This is a genomic window from Nocardia sp. NPDC057440 (genome assembly GCF_042802915.1).
In the GTDB taxonomy this organism is placed as follows: domain Bacteria; phylum Actinomycetota; class Actinomycetes; order Mycobacteriales; family Mycobacteriaceae; genus Nocardia.
This window is the reverse complement of sequence record NZ_JBHVDF010000011.1, coordinates 92,013-107,439: the sequence shown is the minus strand read 5'-3', so window position 1 is coordinate 107,439 and position 15,427 is coordinate 92,013. Positions and strand designations below refer to the sequence as shown.

The 15,427-nt window shown below is 67.1% G+C and carries 12 protein-coding genes and 1 riboswitch; of the genes, 2 read left to right on the top strand and 10 right to left on the bottom strand.

From position 1 onward, the window contains the following. Positions 1-103: 103 nt before the first annotated feature. The 5 genes from ACFU4Z_RS22935 to ACFU4Z_RS22915 form a co-directional block, all read right to left on the bottom strand. Positions 104-1,921, bottom strand: coding sequence for a putative bifunctional diguanylate cyclase/phosphodiesterase (locus ACFU4Z_RS22935; RefSeq protein ID WP_379066530.1), 1,818 nt, complete (start codon positions 1,919-1,921; stop codon positions 104-106). A 67-nt stretch (positions 1,922-1,988) separates the two neighbouring features. After that, positions 1,989-4,139, bottom strand: coding sequence for an Rv1355c family protein (locus ACFU4Z_RS22930; RefSeq protein ID WP_379066232.1), 2,151 nt, complete (start codon positions 4,137-4,139; stop codon positions 1,989-1,991). Then, a complete protein-coding gene (locus ACFU4Z_RS22925) occupies positions 4,136-4,903 on the bottom strand; it encodes a hypothetical protein (RefSeq protein WP_379066230.1) in 768 nt (255 codons plus the stop codon). The genes ACFU4Z_RS22930 and ACFU4Z_RS22925 overlap by 4 nt, the downstream gene beginning before the upstream one ends. A 255-nt stretch (positions 4,904-5,158) precedes the next feature. Further along, the gene (locus ACFU4Z_RS22920) at positions 5,159-5,605 is read right to left on the bottom strand and encodes an effector binding domain-containing protein (RefSeq protein WP_328406168.1); all 447 of its coding nucleotides are present in this window, start codon (positions 5,603-5,605) and stop codon (positions 5,159-5,161) included. Beyond that, the gene (locus ACFU4Z_RS22915; protein ID WP_379066227.1) at positions 5,602-6,045 is read right to left on the bottom strand and encodes a GyrI-like domain-containing protein; all 444 of its coding nucleotides are present in this window, start codon (positions 6,043-6,045) and stop codon (positions 5,602-5,604) included. The genes ACFU4Z_RS22920 and ACFU4Z_RS22915 overlap by 4 nt, the downstream gene beginning before the upstream one ends. A 318-nt stretch (positions 6,046-6,363) precedes the next feature. Between ACFU4Z_RS22915 and ACFU4Z_RS22910 the strand changes: the two genes are divergently transcribed. Continuing rightward, entirely contained in the window at positions 6,364-7,101 is a 738-nt protein-coding gene (locus ACFU4Z_RS22910; protein ID WP_379066225.1) for a uracil-DNA glycosylase, read from the top strand. An 86-nt stretch (positions 7,102-7,187) separates the two neighbouring features. Here the strand turns inward: ACFU4Z_RS22910 and ACFU4Z_RS22905 are convergent, their stop codons facing one another. Together ACFU4Z_RS22905 and ACFU4Z_RS22900 are read right to left on the bottom strand one after the other, a co-directional pair. Continuing rightward, the gene (locus ACFU4Z_RS22905; RefSeq protein WP_379066223.1) at positions 7,188-8,570 is read right to left on the bottom strand and encodes a lipase family protein; all 1,383 of its coding nucleotides are present in this window, start codon (positions 8,568-8,570) and stop codon (positions 7,188-7,190) included. Between the two features lie 198 nt (positions 8,571-8,768). Next, positions 8,769-9,905: an esterase/lipase family protein gene (locus ACFU4Z_RS22900; protein WP_379066221.1), complete on the bottom strand. Its 1,137-nt coding sequence runs from the start codon at positions 9,903-9,905 to the stop codon at positions 8,769-8,771. 349 nt (positions 9,906-10,254) lie between these two features. Between ACFU4Z_RS22900 and ACFU4Z_RS22895 the strand changes: the two genes are divergently transcribed. Next, a complete protein-coding gene (locus ACFU4Z_RS22895) occupies positions 10,255-11,517 on the top strand; it encodes a PucR family transcriptional regulator (protein ID WP_379066219.1) in 1,263 nt (420 codons plus the stop codon). Positions 11,518-11,556: 39 nt separating this feature from the next. On the opposite strand, the gene ACFU4Z_RS22890 is transcribed toward ACFU4Z_RS22895, so the two are convergent. The 3 genes from ACFU4Z_RS22890 to ACFU4Z_RS22880 all read right to left on the bottom strand — a co-directional run bounded on the left by ACFU4Z_RS22890 (position 11,557) and on the right by ACFU4Z_RS22880 (position 15,418). Further along, positions 11,557-12,924 (bottom strand): L-serine ammonia-lyase, encoded by a 1,368-nt coding sequence (locus ACFU4Z_RS22890; RefSeq protein ID WP_379066217.1) that lies wholly within the window; start codon positions 12,922-12,924, stop codon positions 11,557-11,559. Further along, positions 12,921-14,216, bottom strand: coding sequence for a serine hydroxymethyltransferase (gene glyA / locus ACFU4Z_RS22885; protein ID WP_379066215.1), 1,296 nt, complete (start codon positions 14,214-14,216; stop codon positions 12,921-12,923). Before glyA ends, ACFU4Z_RS22890 begins: the two co-directional genes overlap by 4 nt. A gap of 35 nt (positions 14,217-14,251) precedes the next feature. Further along, positions 14,252-14,357, bottom strand: a riboswitch (glycine riboswitch). A 275-nt stretch (positions 14,358-14,632) separates the two neighbouring features. Further along, on the bottom strand, positions 14,633-15,418 hold the full coding sequence (locus ACFU4Z_RS22880) for an IclR family transcriptional regulator (protein WP_379066213.1): 786 nt from the start codon (positions 15,416-15,418) through the stop codon (positions 14,633-14,635). Positions 15,419-15,427 lie beyond the last annotated feature (9 nt).

Here is a 15,427-nt window from a genome sequence, read left to right as displayed (position 1 = left end):
CGAGGCAGCCGCCTAATGACACTGCCGGACGAAGTCCGTCGACAGCCGCGCAGGGCCGAGTGCGGGCAAGGCAGCCGCCCGGACAGCGGGTTCGCGCGGCGGATCAGTACTTCGCCGTGCCGCGCCCCGCGCGTGGCAGATCGAGGTCCAAGGGGATGCGGCCCATCGCGAGATGCGGCTCGACCTCGTCTGCGGGCATCGGCCGCGCGATCAGAAAGCCTTGCGCCCGATAGCAACCCAAACCGACCAGGGTGCGCGCCGCCACCGGCGTCTCCACACCCTCTCCGACGACGCCGAGGCCGAATGATCCGGCTAGGCCGATGATGGACTTCACGATCGCGAGGTCGTCGGTGCTAGCGCCCAGGCGTTGCACGAAGCCGCGGTCGATCTTCACCGCGTCGACCGGCAGCGCCTTGAGGTGCGACAGCGAGCTGTAACCGGTGCCGAAGTCGTCGATGGCGATCTGCACGCCCATCCGCTTGAGTCCACGCAGTGTGACCTGTGTGCGGGCCAGATCCTGCACCACCACATGCTCGGTGATCTCCAGGCACACCGAACTGCCGTCGATGCCGAACAGCCGCAGGATGTCCTCGATGCGCTCCACGAAGTCGAGGCTGACGAGCTGAACCGGCGACACATTGATCCGCATCACCACATTCGCGGCCAGGCCACGCCGCCGCCATTCCGCGAACTGGGCGCACGCCGACCTGATCACCCAGCGGCCGAGCTCACCCGCCAGATTGGTCGCCTCCGCGACGCTGACGAACGCACCGGGCGGCAACAGGCCCCGCGTCGGGTGCAGCCAGCGAACCAAAGCCTCCAACGCGACGATCCGCCCGGTGCGCAGGTCGACCTCGGGCTGATAGTGCAGCAGCAGCGAGCCGTCGGACACCGCGCCGCGCAGGTTGAGTTCGACATCGTCCTGCAGTTCGAACTGAGCGCGCATAGCGTCGGTGAACACCGCGACGCCGTTGCCGCCACCCGACTTGGCCGACAGCAGCGCGTGATCGGCGCGGCGCAGGACATCGGCGACCGTGGTCTCGCCCGGAATGCCCACCGCGACACCGACACTCGCGCCGCGGCTGACCGACTCGCCGCCGACGGTGACCCGCCGCCCGATGAGCTGCTGGATTCTGGTCGCCTCCAGTTCGGCCGCCACCGCGTCCATCGGTTTGGCGGGCACGATCACGAACTCGTCGCCGCCGAGCCGGGCGATCATGTCGTTCGAGTCGAGGTTCTCACGCAATCGCGAGGACAGTGTGCGGATGAAATTGTCGCCGGCCGTGTGGCCGAGGAAATCGTTGAGCGCCTTGAGCCGATCGAGGTCGAGGAAGAACGCGGCCACCGGGCCGGGACTGCCCGCGTGTAATCGCTCCTCCATGTGCTCGAGCAGCGCACGGCGGTTGGCCAGTCCGGTGAGGTCGTCGTGCAGTGCGATGTAGCGCAGCCGCTCCTCGGCGACCACTCGCGCCTGCAGCTGAGCGAACAGCGCGGAAATCGCCTTGAGCACGTTGAGTTCCCTGGTGCTCCAGTCCCGATCGCCCTGTTTGATGAAGCCGAGCACGCCGGTCGATTCACCGCGCGAAAGCAGCGGGACGGCGGCCATGGCGACCTCCGGGATCCCCGAGGAACGGCGGATCGTCTCCTGATAGTCGGCGGATTCCACGGTCGGCCGCACCACGATCGGTTCGGTGGCGTGCTCGAGCTCGCGGAACACCGAATCCGCGCTCTCGAAGTACACGACCTTCAGCGGATCGGGATCCGGGATGTCACCTCGATGCGGCCATTCCGCGATGAGCACGGTGGCTCTTCGCTCTCGATCGGTGTGTCGCAAATAGCTGAAATCGACGTCGAAGTGCTCGACCAACCTGGCCAGCACCCGCTCACTCGCCGCCACCATCGTCGTGGCGTCGACGCCCATCAACTCGGAGGCGACCTGGGTCACCAATGAGTCGAGCGTTCGCCGAGGCACCTTGTCTCCGATCGTGCTAGCTGCGGTTGCCCGCGCCCGGCACTGGAAGGCGCCTGCTGCGGACCGAGGCTGGCGCCGCATAGCTCAGGCGAAGCACCAATGCCATGATCTCATGCCCAGGCACTCCCAGCAGGTCCAGGAAACGGCCCTGAAGTGACGCTAGTGTATCCGCGAAATCCGTGGAAATCGCGATCAGCTCGTCGGGGTGCCGTGCGTAGAGGAACACCGGAGAGACCGGTTGCACCGCCAGTCCACGCCGTTGCGCCTCGAGCCAGACGCGCTGCATTCCCGCACCCGCGCGGGCATAATCGGTCAGTCCAGGCTCCGAGGCTCCCTTCTGGTGGGCGAACGTCACCGCGACGACCGCCGAACTCGACAGCACCCGATCCGCGGTGTGCTCGCCGAGCGCCGCCCCGCCGGACCATTCGCGCAATCGGTCCATCACGTCCGCGCGGCGCCCGATCTCGAGCTTCGCGTACTCGTCGGCGGCCAACTCCATACCGCAGACGTCGATTCCGGTGCGCAGATCCTCGCCCGGCCACCGCAGCTCGGCGAACATCTCCTGATGCAGCCGCGGCGTCAGGTAGCGGATGCGATCCGATTCGCCGAGCAATTCGGCCGCCGTCGTGAGGTCGGCCCGGTCGGTGATGCTGTGCAGCGTCGCGCCCTCGGCGGCGGCGGCCGTCGCGAGGCCGGCGAGCACACCGCTGGTCAACGGCGCACCCGTACCGAGACGCCGGTTGGTCTCGCGGGCCAGCGCGGCCTGATAGTCGCGGGCCAGCAACGGATCGGTGGCTGTACCGAGACGCAGCACCGCGGTCAACGCCGTCGTGTCGCTTTCGAGGAGTTCGTGTTCGCCGAGCATGCCGTGCACGGCGGCCGCGGCGCGCGCGTTGTGCAGCGCGGCGCCGATCGCCACCGCGCTGCCCCGATAGCCGATATCCAGGGCCGAGGAGCGCGTTCGGGCGAGATCTATCCGCAGGTCGGGCCCATCGACCCGCAGCGACCACGGCTGGGTGTTGCCGCCGGATGGTGCGCGCTGGGCACATTCGAGCACACTCAGCAACGCGGTCCCGGCCGGCGCTGGTTTGCCCGCGACAGCTTCCGGCTCGCACACCAGCTCACCCACCGGCTCCGGCTCGGCCAGCTCGTCGAGACCACGCTCCAGATCGATGCGCGTGCGCCCGGACGAAAGTTTCTGTCCGAGCCCGAGCCTGCGCACCGCCGCGGCAACGATGGCCGCGCCTAGCTGTACATCGCTGCCGAGCTGCGGCCATGTGGTGACCGATTCGTCGATCTCGACCAGACTGGCGGCCATCCGCGCCGACAGCTCCTTCGGATCGAGAATGCGCATGACGTGGGGAGCCTTGTCCCTGGTGGACAGCCCGCGCAGGTCGGCGCCCTCGGTGGTGCCGAGCAGTCCGTGGAACGGCGGGCGGCCCGGCTCCAGGTCGTAGCGTTCGACATCGAGCAGGCCACGATCGCTGGTGTCCATCAGCAGCGGGATGCGATGCCTGCGCGCGCCCTCACGGACGGCGAACTTGATGTCGAGCGAATCGCATTCCTCGATCACGATCGACAGTCCCGTCAGGAATTCGTCGACGGAGTCTTCATCGATGCCCGCCGTGCGCACCTCGATCGGCAGATAGGGATCGAGCTCGGCGATCCGGCGCGCGGTCACGATCGACTTGTTCACCCCGATGTCGAAGATGCCGCCCGGCACCCGGTTCAGGTTGGACAGCTCGATGTCGTCGAAATCGGCGAGGCGCAGCAGGCCACAGGTGCCCTCCATGGCCAGGGTGTAGGCGACGGCATGGCCGACGCTCTGCCCGACGACGCCGATTGTCAAGCCCGCCAAGCGTTCTTGCTCGTCCCTGGTGAGCTTGTTGCGATTGCGGTCAAGCCGGATCGCCCGGTAGGCGCGCTCGCCGGGCAGTCCGACCAGGGTGCGCCGCCACGGGTAGTAGACCCACCGGTCCGGATCGGGATCGTCGAGGGCGGGCCGTGACCGCACCTTGGCGAGCTCGCCACGCAGCACATCCCGCAGGTCGACGATGCGGACCTGTGGTGACTTTCGCAGTTGTAGGAGGATCGGGGCGTCGTCCGAGGCGTTTTCATCGAGAATCAGCGGCCTATAGTCCGCGACCGGGCCGGGGTCACCGTTCATACCTGCGCCCGTCCTCCGATCCATGGCTCACCCGCACGGTGCCCACCGTGCGGCTGCGCATGCCAGGCTTCGAGCGCGGCCCGCTCGAGCGCTATCAATGAAGTCTGCAATTTTGTGGCAAATGACGGATATGTCTGGGTGTCCCACCATACGGGGACCGTGTGATAACGGTCGTCCGGATAGGGGACCGACGGTATCCGATCGGCCACTCGCCCACCACTGGAGCGATAAAGTTCCAGGCTGTGTGAGGCGGTGGTGACGAAACCGAAGCGCGCACCCAGCAGCCAGGTCGCATGCACGACACAGCGGGAGAGCGCGGCGGTGAGCGCGGACCGGAGAGTCGCGTTCCGCGCCACCCACACCGCTTTGACCTCGACGACACCCTCCGGTATCCGCTCGGCAATCATCGCGCGCAGCGCGTCCGCACCGGGTCGCCCGGCCCAGGCGCCGAGCGCGTGCACGTCCTCGACCGCCGGATAGGGCCCTTGCGCTCGCAGGCCGGCGACAACCGCGCCGGAAGGGTCCACGGCGGTGCAGAACAATGTTGTCGTACAACCGTTTTCGACTTTGTCGTACTCCAGCGCGTGATCGACATCGTAATGCCGGTAAACCTGCAGCGCACCACGCAAGTATCGACGCCAGAGCTCGGGATGCGCCTCCGGAGTGGTGACATGGAAGACATATCCGGAATGCAGATCCCGAAAGCGCAACACCTCGGCATCGCGTGTGCCCCCTGGGCCGACTGCGATTACTTCGACAGTCATGGTGTTCCCTACTCCGTAGCCACCGCGCCCACGCGCGGTCAATCGAGCCGGTCCCGCTCTCACACCCGACAGCCCGTCGGTCGGGTGAGATTGCCTAGGGAAGTATCCGTCATCCGAAAGGAATTGACCAGACGACCGGTTAATCTTCCGAAAACTAATTTCCGGCCCGGAAATCACCGCAGGTCAGGCCACCCCTTTCCAGCAAGGAACGGAACGTGGAGACCAGTTGGTACCCGCGTAGCTACCGCACAGCAACTAAACCAGGATCGAGATGAACAGCTCCACAGACTCCGGCCCGTGCCAGATCTCGACCTCTTCGCGGTACGCGCGAGTGATCTCCGCGGAGGCGGTCGCATCGTCGACCTGCGCCCACACGTCCTCGACCGGATCGTGGTAGTCGCCATTCGGCACGAAGCGCGCGTAGACGCCCTTCGGTACCTTGACCAGCACATCGCCGACCGGAACCACATCGGGCGCCGGATACTCGAAGCAGACGACAGCGTTGAAGTTCCCCGCCGGATCCGGCACGTACACGGTGTACATCGGGTGATCCGACCGCCGCTGCTCGCCGGCGCGGTCACGCAGCCGGTCCTTGAGGAACTCGATCAGATCGCTATTGCTCACCTTGAAGCTCGGCCGCACCCGCGGCACCACCAGGCCCGCGTAGATCGCCTCGCCACGCACGACAATCGCATAGGTCATCGCGCATCTACCGCCAGGTAGAGGTCGATCTTGTAGGCGTGCGGGTAACACTCGAAGTCCCCGGTATAGGTGCGTTTGATGTAGTTGTGCTCCTCGGCATAGGCGATCTGTGTCCACAGGTCGGTCATCACCTGCGGGAAGTTACCGACCGAGGAGAACCTGGCATAGGTGCCGCGCGGGAGCCGCGCGACCAGGTGCCCGCGGGTGACGTCGTCGAACGACGCGCATTCGTAGCCGACGATCTGGGTGTTGTACGTGCCGAGCTCACCGGTGTAATCGGTGTACGCGCTGGCCAGCGGGCCACCGAGCTCCTGATGCAGCACCGCGGCCCATGCCGCCTCCAGATCGTGATCACGCAGTTCCCCGAGCGCACGTTTCGGGCTGCGCACCGGCAGCCCGGCAACCCACGTTTCGTCTCGCTCGACGATTTCAAACTGCATGGAAAGACTCTTTCGAGGTGAATCCGGGGGCGATGCCCGCATCCGGTCGGCCAGGAAGGCCATGCTATCAACCCGGCCCTCGTGGTCACGATCACATGTCCGGGTCGTTATCCGCAGCTCACGGCCGCACTGACCTGGACGCACGTCCTGGATGCAAACCGCTGGTTACTGATGCATAGTGGACATGGTTCCTGCGTCCCGTCGATCATGTGCCACCACGAATGGAGTCGTGATGAGTCGAGGCGAGATCTATGACGAATGGGATAGCGGTGCTGTCGAAGTAGCCGATCGAGTCAGCTGACGTGTCACTCACCGTGATTGGGTTTTTCTGTGTGCGACACCATCGCTGAGTTGGACACCACGGTCGCGGACTGCCGCGCCTGCCCGCGCCTTGTCGCCTGGCGCGAACGAGTGGCGAGGGAGAAACGCGCCGCCTTTCGCGAGGAAACCTATTGGGGCCGTCCCGTCCCCGGATTCGGCCCTCCCGACGCCCGGCTGCTGATCGTCGGGCTCGCCCCCGCCGCCCACGGCGGCAACCGGACCGGGCGCATGTTCACCGGCGACCGCAGCGGCGACGTCCTGTTCGCCGCCCTGCACGCGGTCGGCCTGGCCAACCAGCCCACTTCCGTCCGGCGCGATGACGGCCTGCGGCTGACCGGTGTCCGCCTCACCGCACCCGTGCACTGCGCACCGCCGGACAACAAGCCGACGCCGGACGAACGCGACCGGTGCAGCCACTGGCTGCGCACCGAATTGGCCCTGCTCGCGCCGACTGTCCGGGCGATCGTCGTGCTCGGAGCGTTCGGCTGGCAGGCACTGCTGCCCGTGCTCGCCGAGGCCGGGTGGATCATTCCCCGGCCACGCCCGACATTCGGCCACGGCGTCCGGATCACGCTGGCGCCGTCCGACGACACTCGAGAACCATTGCGGCTCTTCGGCTGCTACCACGTCAGCCAGCAGAACACCTTCACCGGACGACTCACCCCCGCCATGCTCGAAGCAGTCCTCGCCGATGCCGCGACCGCGGCGGGCCTGCCCACATCTGCCCGGCATTGATCGCGCCCTCTCCTACCGAGACGAATGGTGGTGCTCCGGTGCCGCGGCACACCCCGACAGCACAGGAGCACCCAGCGGGAAGCCGCTCAGGACAACGGATTGCGCAGCGTCAACCGAAGCGGCAACCGGTGCGCGTCGCTGGGCCGATTCGCTTGCCTGCGTTGCCGAATGGGCAAGCCGAACAGCATGCGCGCCGACAGCGATGCCAGCCGCAAATGCCCGGACGCGGCCCGCTTCGAGAACGCCACCGACCACACCGTCTCGACAGCGTTCGGGGCAAGGGCGCGATTGCCGAACCGATCCGACAGCCAATCGATGATCACCGGCGCCCCGATGAACTGCAGCAGAATGTGGGTGCTGAGCCGGTCGCGCAGATACCGGACATGCACGCCCGCGCCAACATACCGGTCGACGTGCGCATCGACATCGGCCACCGCGATGACCTCGTCGTACACCCCTTGCAGCACCAGCAACGGCATAGCGGGCGCGCGATCGCCGGGCCGGATGTCGGCCAGGATGCGTTGCAGCTCTGGTGCGTCCAGCAGCCCGGCCAGACCGCCGGTGCAGTGGTCGTCGAGATTGCGGCGCGCGAAGCGGTACAACAGCGGGAAGGTCGTCGTCGATTCGGCGGCCGCCATGAGCTGGAGATAGTCGGCATCCAGCCGGGAGCGCAGCAGCCGGTCCAACTCCGGGTAGGCCCGGCACAGTCCGGCGGTGAAGACCGCGGCGAACCCGGCGAAGAGTCCGCCGTTCATGCGGACGAACGCCGCGGCGGGATCACCGACCGGCGAGCCGGCCACCGCGCCGACGATATCGAGCTCCGGCGCGTACTCGCCCGCCAGCTCCGCCGCCCAGGCCGTGGCGAGGCCGCCACCCGAATAACCCCACAGCGCAACCGGAGTCGTGGCGCCGAGGCCGAGCGGCTCGAAGGCGAGCGCGGCCCGAATCCCGTCCAGCGCCCGGTACCCGGGCTCGCGGGCCGCACCGAACTGACCACCGGTCCCCTCGTGGTCGGGCACCGACACCGCCCAGCCCCTGGCCAATGCGCCCGCGATGAGCGGAAGCTCGAGCTGGGGAATGGCGCCTGCGGCGCGCGCGCCGCGTCGGAGCGCATACGACGGAAGACATTTCGAGGCGACGGCATCGATCGCGCACTGGAAGGAGACCAGCGGGCGAGCTTCCGCGGGATCCGCGCCCCACGGCAGCAGTACCGTCGTCACCGCCACCTCGGGTGTGTCGTCCAGGTCGCAGGTCCGATACAGCAGCTGCCACGCCGAAATCTTCTGCGCCACACGACCGAACAGCGCCAGTTCGACTTCGCGCGCTCGGACGACGGCACCCGGCCGAAGCTGCCCGATCATGGACGGTGGCAGGTAGAACGGATCTACCTCCGGCAACAACGGCGGGGTGGGGAACTGCGTGTGCTCGGCGCGGGTCGCGAACGCGGTCGGGTCGGCGGCGACACTCATCAGGGTTGATCCTTTCGAACGGCACGGCACAACATGTGCGACGACAGCCGGTGCAGGTCGCCGATGAACGAGAGCGCCGCGCCGTCGATGCCGCCGGCTGCCCGTACTCGAGCCTACGAATGCCCGGGCGGGAAAAGAATTGTCAGCGGTCACAATTCGCGCACTGGGGTTTCTCCTGTCGGTGCAGTGACAGCCTCGTCAGAGACCGCCGCCGCCGACCATCCAGGGGTTGAACGCGCACTCCAGATCGGGGTGCGCCGCGGGATCGAGTGCGTGCAGCGCGATCGACACCGAGCGGGGCGAGTACATCATGGTGAGATGATCGGACAGATCCTGTTCACACCCGGCCTGCAGCGTGCGGTTGTCCACCGTCGCGTCGGGCCCGGCCCGCAGAAACGTCCAGTCGTAGGGATTGGTGACCTCGTCATAGCGAGAACCGACCACGGTGTAGTCGACGCCGGGAACGGTGTCGCCGTGGGCATTCAAGCGGGCATAGAACGGTGAACCGACGGCCTGCTGAATATTGGCAGGCCCGACGATCGGCTCGTAGAAGCCGAGAATATTGACGCCGAGATTATTGATCAGCCTGCCGAGCGTGGCGATGCCCATGAGCGAGGTGCCATGGTGCGTGGCGCCATAGGTGAGGAGTTTGCTCACTGTGCCCTGACCGCCGTCGAACTTCACATACTGATTCGCCACGGTCCCACCCTGTGAATGCCCGATGATGTCGACCTGCGCCGCGCCCGTCGCCGCCAATACGCGATCGACGAAATCGCTCAGTTGCCGCGCCGAATCCTCCATCGGCCCAACCCCGTAGCGGCCGGGCAGGATCGGGCCGAGCCCGCCGCCCTCCAAGAGAGTGGAACGCCCGAAGTTGAAGGCGAACACACAGAATCCGGCGCGTGCCAGGCGCGGAGACATATAGGAGAAGGTGTCATAGGCGTTGAGCCAGGTGCCGTGCAACAGCACCACCGGCCGGGGATGCTCGGCCGACGGTGTGCAGTTCGAGCGATTCGCGCCAGGCGGCGCCGAATCGGGATGCAGCAGTCCGTAACCGAATGCGGCCAGATACGCCGACATCTCCGGCCCCTCCCCGATGACATCGGTGGCCCGGCTGGTGGCCGATCCCGAACCGCTGCCGGTATCGACGATCGCCCGCGGCTGCCTGCCGTCAGCGGCCGGGGTGAGCCCGGCGCTGATCACCTCCGCGAGGGTCTGCTCCGTCGGCGCGGCCTGTCGGTCCGCGGTGGCCCCGCCGCCGCCGAGCGCCGTGGCGACGGTCACTGCGACGATCACCGCGGCGCCGAAGACGGCCCGCCGAGCACTTTGCTTCATTGCAAACATTCCGTTCACTTCCCATCCAGCATCTGCGCGTTCGGGCTGCGGAGCCGCGCCACACGTGACGGCGGACCGCATGCGACCATCGGCGAGCGCGAAGACCACACCGAACGGCGGTTCGAGCAACGGATCCCCTTGGCCACTTACTGTTTCCTGCGCCACATTCCGTCTTCGATGTGACTGAGGCCATATTTGTTTCCGCTGCCCAAATCTATGGCCGGCACACCCCCAGCGTCACTGCGCTGCCGAGAGAAGAAACCCCACAGGAACTTGTCGCGTGTGACAAAGTTCCCGTCGATAGGACTGAAGGCTTGCCGCGGTAACTGTCGTTGGAAACAATCGGCTCATGTCCGTCGCTCTATCACCGGCAACCGGCGAAGCCTCATTGGTCGTCCGGTTGCTGACCAGGTGGCCCCAGATCTCCGAGCGCATGCTCGCCGCTGGGCTGGGTGCGACCCCACCCGCCGCCGATCTGCCCCCTGGGCATTTCACCGCCGAGGTGCTGCCCGCCATCTATGCCTGCGGCCGCGCGGTCCTGCAGGCCATCGACGAACAGCGCACCTTCAGCAGGGCCGAAGTCGCGACCTTCGTCGCACCGGTGGCCGAGCGGCATGCGGAGGACCGGTTCCCGCTCGCGGTGCTGATCGAGGCTATCCACGGGTCGGCACAATCCGTGCTTGCCGAGGCCGCGGCGCTGGCGACACCCGCGGAGACGGCGGATCTGGTGGTCGTCGGCAGCCGCCTGCTCGAGCTGCTGATGCACATCAACATCACGGTGGTCGAGACCTACTCCGAGGTCGAACAGTCGATCTACAACGCCGAGCGCGAGGCCCGTCGCGAATTGTGCTCGGCGCTGCTGCGCGGGCTGCCCGCCGAAGAGCTTGCGGCGCGGGCGGATACCGCGCTCACCGACCGCTACACCGTGCTGGCGATCCACATCCACCAAGACCATCGGCTGCCGCAGGACAGTCGCTCGAGCACCGTCGCGAATCTGCTGACCCGACGCCGGATCCGCGTTCTGCAACGCGCTTTGGACGGCCTCACCGGTACCACCGCGCTCGCTACCTTCGACGGCTCGAACGGGATCGCGTTGCTACCGAACGTCTCCGAGTCCGCCGAGCTCGATCATGAGCACTACCACCGGCTCGCCACCGGATTGGCCGCACAGTTCGGCACCGGAGTCGCGGTGGCCGAATGCCCGTCGGTCGCACGCAAATCCGTCCCGCGGGCCGCGCACGAGGCCACCGAGATCGCGGAGCTCGCTCGCCTGCTGGGCAGGCCGACCGGCGTCTATCGGCTCGACGATCTCCTGCTCGAATTCCAGCTCACCAGACCGGGACCGGCCCGCGCCAGACTGGCCGAGCGCATTGCGCCGATCCTGCGGAGCCCACATCTGCTGGAGGCGCTGGACGCGCATCTGCGCCACGGCTCCGAACGCAAGGTCGCCGCGGCCGAAATCCATGTGCACCCCAATACTTTCACCTACCGACTACGACGCATCGCCGAGCTCACCGGTCTGGACCCCACCGATCCGAACGACTCCCGCGTGCTCGCGGCGGCCCAGACGATCCACCGTCTGTTCCCGGCTGCCGAAACCGGCGGCCACTGAGCGGGCGTCCCGTGCTCCGGCGAGGCATCGCCCAGCCACTCAACAGTCGACGACCGCGACCGCGAGGCCGCCGAGCGAGGTCTCCTTGTATTTGTCCAGCATGTCCGCGCCCGTCGCGCGCATCGTCTGGATGACCTTGTCGAGCGACACGTGGTGCACGCCGTCGCCGCGAATCGCCATGCGGGCCGCGGTGATCGCCTTGACCGCCGCGACACCGTTGCGTTCGATGCACGGAATCTGCACGAGTCCACCGATCGGATCGCAGGTGAGACCGAGATTGTGTTCGATGCCGATCTCGGCGGCATTCTCGATCTGCTCGGGTGTGCCGCCGAGCACGGCCGTGAGTCCGGCCGCCGCCATCGCGCAGGCCGCGCCGACCTCGCCCTGACACCCGACCTCTGCGCCGGAGATCGAGGCGTTCTCCTTGATCAGCTGCCCGATCGCACCCGCGGTCAACAGGAAATCGATGACGCTGTCGTCGTTCGGGCCGGTGACGAACTGCTGAACATAGTGCAGCACAGCCGGAATGATGCCCGCAGCGCCGTTCGTCGGCGCGGTGACGACCCGTCCGCCCGCGGCGTTCTCCTCGTTGACGGCCATGGCGAACAGCGTGACCCACTCCATCGCTCGCAGCGGGTCGGTGTCGTCGGCTTCGACGGTCAATCGTTCGTGCAGCGCCGCCGCACGCCGTCGGACGGCGAGTGCGCCCGGCAGCACACCCGCCGTCGACGTCCCCCGCTGGACGCAGTCCTGCATGACCTTCCAGATCTCGAGCAGGTCGGTCCGGATCCGATCCGGACTGCGCCAGGTCATTTCGTTGGCCAGCATCAGCTCACTGATGGACAGCCCGGTAGCGGTGGTGTGGGCGAGCAGCTCCGCGGCCGAGGCGAACGGGTGCCCGACCGTGGTCCTCGTCTCGGCAGGCCGGTCGATCTCGGTTTCGTCCAGCACGAATCCGCCGCCGACGGAGTAGAAGCGACGCTCGACGAGCACCTGTCCTTCGGCATCGGCGGCGCGGAACATCATGCCGTTGCTGTGGAAGACCGGCCTGATTCGCCAGCGCAACTCGATGTCCTCGTCGACGGCGAAGCCGATCGGATGCACGCCACCGAGCCGCAGCGTGCCGGTGTCCCGCGCCTCGGACGTGGCGGCGGCCACCACCTCCGGATCGACGGTCTCCGGCCGTTCGCCGGACAACCCGGCGACGATCGCCTCGATGCTGCCGTGCCCGCGCCCGGTCGCGCCGAGCGATCCGTAGAGCTCCACCCGGACACCGGCCGTATTGTGCAGTTGGCCATCGGTTTTGAGCTGCTCGATGAAGCGGGCGGCCGCGCGCATCGGCCCCACGGTGTGCGAGCTCGACGGCCCGATGCCGACCCGGAACAGGTCGAAAATGCTGACCGTCATGCCTGCCCACGCAGACCGGGATACAGCGGGAACCGGCCGACCAGCGCATCGACTCGCGCGCGCAACTCCTCGACCGGCTGCGCCGAGCGCAGCGCGGCGGCGATGATGTCGGCGACCTCGGCGAATGCCGCGGTGTCGAAGCCGCGAGCCGCCAGCGCCGGTGTGCCGATCCGCAGACCGGAGCTCACCATCGGCGGCCGTGGGTCGAATGGCACCGCGTTGCGATTGACCGTGATTCCGATCTCGGCGAGCCGATCCTCCGCCTGCTGGCCGTCGAGCTCGGAGTCACGCAGGTCGACGAGCACCAGGTGCACATCGGTACCGCCGCTGACCACGCTGATCCCCGCCGCCAGGCAATCCGCGGCGAGCAGCCGCTCGGCGAGAATCCGCGCGCCCGCGAGCGTGCGTTCCTGGCGATCACGGAACGCCGGTTCACCCGCCATCTTGAAGGCGACGGCCTTGGCCGCGATCACATGTTCCAGCGGGCCGCCTTGCTGTCCGGGAAAGACCGCCGAAGCCAGCTTCTTACCCAATTCCTCGACGGCGAGGATGAATCCGCCGCGTGGCCCGCCGAGGGTTTTGTGGGTGGTGGAGGTGACGATGTGCGCATGCGGCACGGGCGAAGGATGCAGCCCCGCAGCGACCAGACCGGCGAAGTGCGCCATGTCCACCATCAGGTATGCGCCGACTTCGTCCGCGATGCGCCGGAATTCGGCGAAGTCCAGGTGCCGTGGGTAGGCGGACCAGCCTGCCACGATCAATTTCGGCCGATGCTCATGGGCGAGCCGTCGTACCTCGGCCATATCGACGAGATGGTCCTCGGCCCGAACATGGTAGGCCGCAACGTCATAGAGCCGACCGGAGAAATTGATCTTCATCCCATGGGTGAGGTGTCCACCGTGGTCCAGCGCAAGCCCGAGGATGCCGTCGCCGGGTCGCAGCAGCGCGTGCATCGCCGCGGCGTTGGCCTGTGCCCCCGAATGCGGCTGGACGTTGACGTATTCGGCGCCGAACAAGGCGCGCAGCCGGTCGATCGCCAGCGTTTCGATCGCATCGACGTGCTCGCACCCGCCGTAATAGCGGCGGCCGGGATAACCCTCGGCGTATTTGTTGGTGAGCACCGAACCCTGCGCCTGCATCACTGCCAGCGGCGCGTGGTTTTCGGAGGCGATCATTTCCAGGCCGCGTTGCTGCCGGTCGATTTCGCGGTCGATCAAAGTCGCGACGAGCGGATCGAATTCGCGCAGCGACGCGTCTAGTTCGGTTCGGACGGCGGAGACAGGTTCGGCCATGAGGAGCCTTTCGTCGACGCATGCGCGTGGGTGGCTCCTCCCGCTCTGTCCAATGGCCTGAGAGTTTCACGCACGGTGCTGTGACACTGCGCGTTTGCCCCGTCGGCGAGTGCGTGCGCACTGCTTTCCAGAGTTGCCTGTGCGCAGCGGTACTGGGCCTGAGAGATTCCCGGGAGGATTTGCTCCTTCGGCTCCCCACGACAGGCGTGGAGATCTCCCGCTACGCGTCGAACGGCGATATTCGGTTGCGGATAAAGCAACAAGTTGCGTAACACGCAACTGATGCTCTATACGCAACTAAGTATTGAGCCGCCCACACCCCTTGTCAACAGGAAGACACCGATACCGATCGGCGCCTTTCCAGGATTCGCACGCGTTGCGACGCGGGTGCGAAACCCGAGAGGCCGCGGCCGCGGTCAGGCGAGGTGGCCGAGACGTCGGCTGATGTCCGCGGCACTCGCGATGGTCAACTCGGCGGCGTGCGCGAAGCGGTCCGGAGCGAGCCGGTAGGCGGGGCCCGAAACGCTCAGTGCCGCAACGATCGCACCGTTACTGTCGTAAACGGGCGCGGCGACCGCATTCAGCCCGATCTCCAGTTCCTCGCGTACGCTCGCCCAGCCGTCCTTCCTGACCTCGACGAGCTGAGCGGCAAGGTCGGCGACCTTGGTCAGGGTGTTCCCGGTGAACGCCTCGAGTTTCGCGCCGACCCTTTTACGCATCTCGCTCGGTTCGAGACCGGCGAGCAGCACCTTGCCGCTGGAGGTGGCGTGCGCCGGGCAGCTCTGCCCCACCCAGGAGCGCAGCGCGATCGAGCCCGGCCCCATCGCCTCGACGATATTGATGATCCGATTACCGTCCAGGACAGCGAGATTGGTCGTCTCGCCCGAGGCGATCGCCAGCTCGTTGCACGCGCCCTGGCTCTGCCCGACCAGATCGACCTGCGCGCTGGTGGATCCGGCGAGCCGGACGATGGAGAAGCCGAGCCGATACTTGCCGCGCTCCGATAGCTGCTCGACGTATCCGCGTGATTCCAGCACGGCGACCAGCCGCGACACGGTAGATTTGTGCACGCCGAGTTCGGCGGCGATCTCCGTGACGCCGGCCTGCCCCAGCTTGGCGATAATCTCCATGACCAGCAGCGCTCGGTCGACGGACTGCACCGCAGCCGTCCGCCCGTTGTCCTCGCCGTCTCGAGTTGCCATCTCGAACGC

Coding starts and splice junctions, on each gene's coding strand:
- ACFU4Z_RS22935 (WP_379066530.1), bottom strand. CDS start 1,921: ATGGGCGTCGACGCCACGACGATGGTGGCGGCGAGTGAGCGGGTGCTG.
- ACFU4Z_RS22930 (WP_379066232.1), bottom strand. CDS start 4,139: ATGAACGGTGACCCCGGCCCGGTCGCGGACTATAGGCCGCTGATTCTC.
- ACFU4Z_RS22925 (WP_379066230.1), bottom strand. CDS start 4,903: ATGACTGTCGAAGTAATCGCAGTCGGCCCAGGGGGCACACGCGATGCC.
- ACFU4Z_RS22920 (WP_328406168.1), bottom strand. CDS start 5,605: ATGACCTATGCGATTGTCGTGCGTGGCGAGGCGATCTACGCGGGCCTG.
- ACFU4Z_RS22915 (WP_379066227.1), bottom strand. CDS start 6,045: ATGCAGTTTGAAATCGTCGAGCGAGACGAAACGTGGGTTGCCGGGCTG.
- ACFU4Z_RS22905 (WP_379066223.1), bottom strand. CDS start 8,570: ATGAGTGTCGCCGCCGACCCGACCGCGTTCGCGACCCGCGCCGAGCAC.
- ACFU4Z_RS22900 (WP_379066221.1), bottom strand. CDS start 9,905: ATGAAGCAAAGTGCTCGGCGGGCCGTCTTCGGCGCCGCGGTGATCGTC.
- ACFU4Z_RS22895 (WP_379066219.1), top strand. CDS start 10,255: ATGTCCGTCGCTCTATCACCGGCAACCGGCGAAGCCTCATTGGTCGTC.
- ACFU4Z_RS22890 (WP_379066217.1), bottom strand. CDS start 12,924: ATGACGGTCAGCATTTTCGACCTGTTCCGGGTCGGCATCGGGCCGTCG.
- glyA (WP_379066215.1), bottom strand. CDS start 14,216: ATGGCCGAACCTGTCTCCGCCGTCCGAACCGAACTAGACGCGTCGCTG.
- ACFU4Z_RS22880 (WP_379066213.1), bottom strand. CDS start 15,418: ATGGCAACTCGAGACGGCGAGGACAACGGGCGGACGGCTGCGGTGCAG.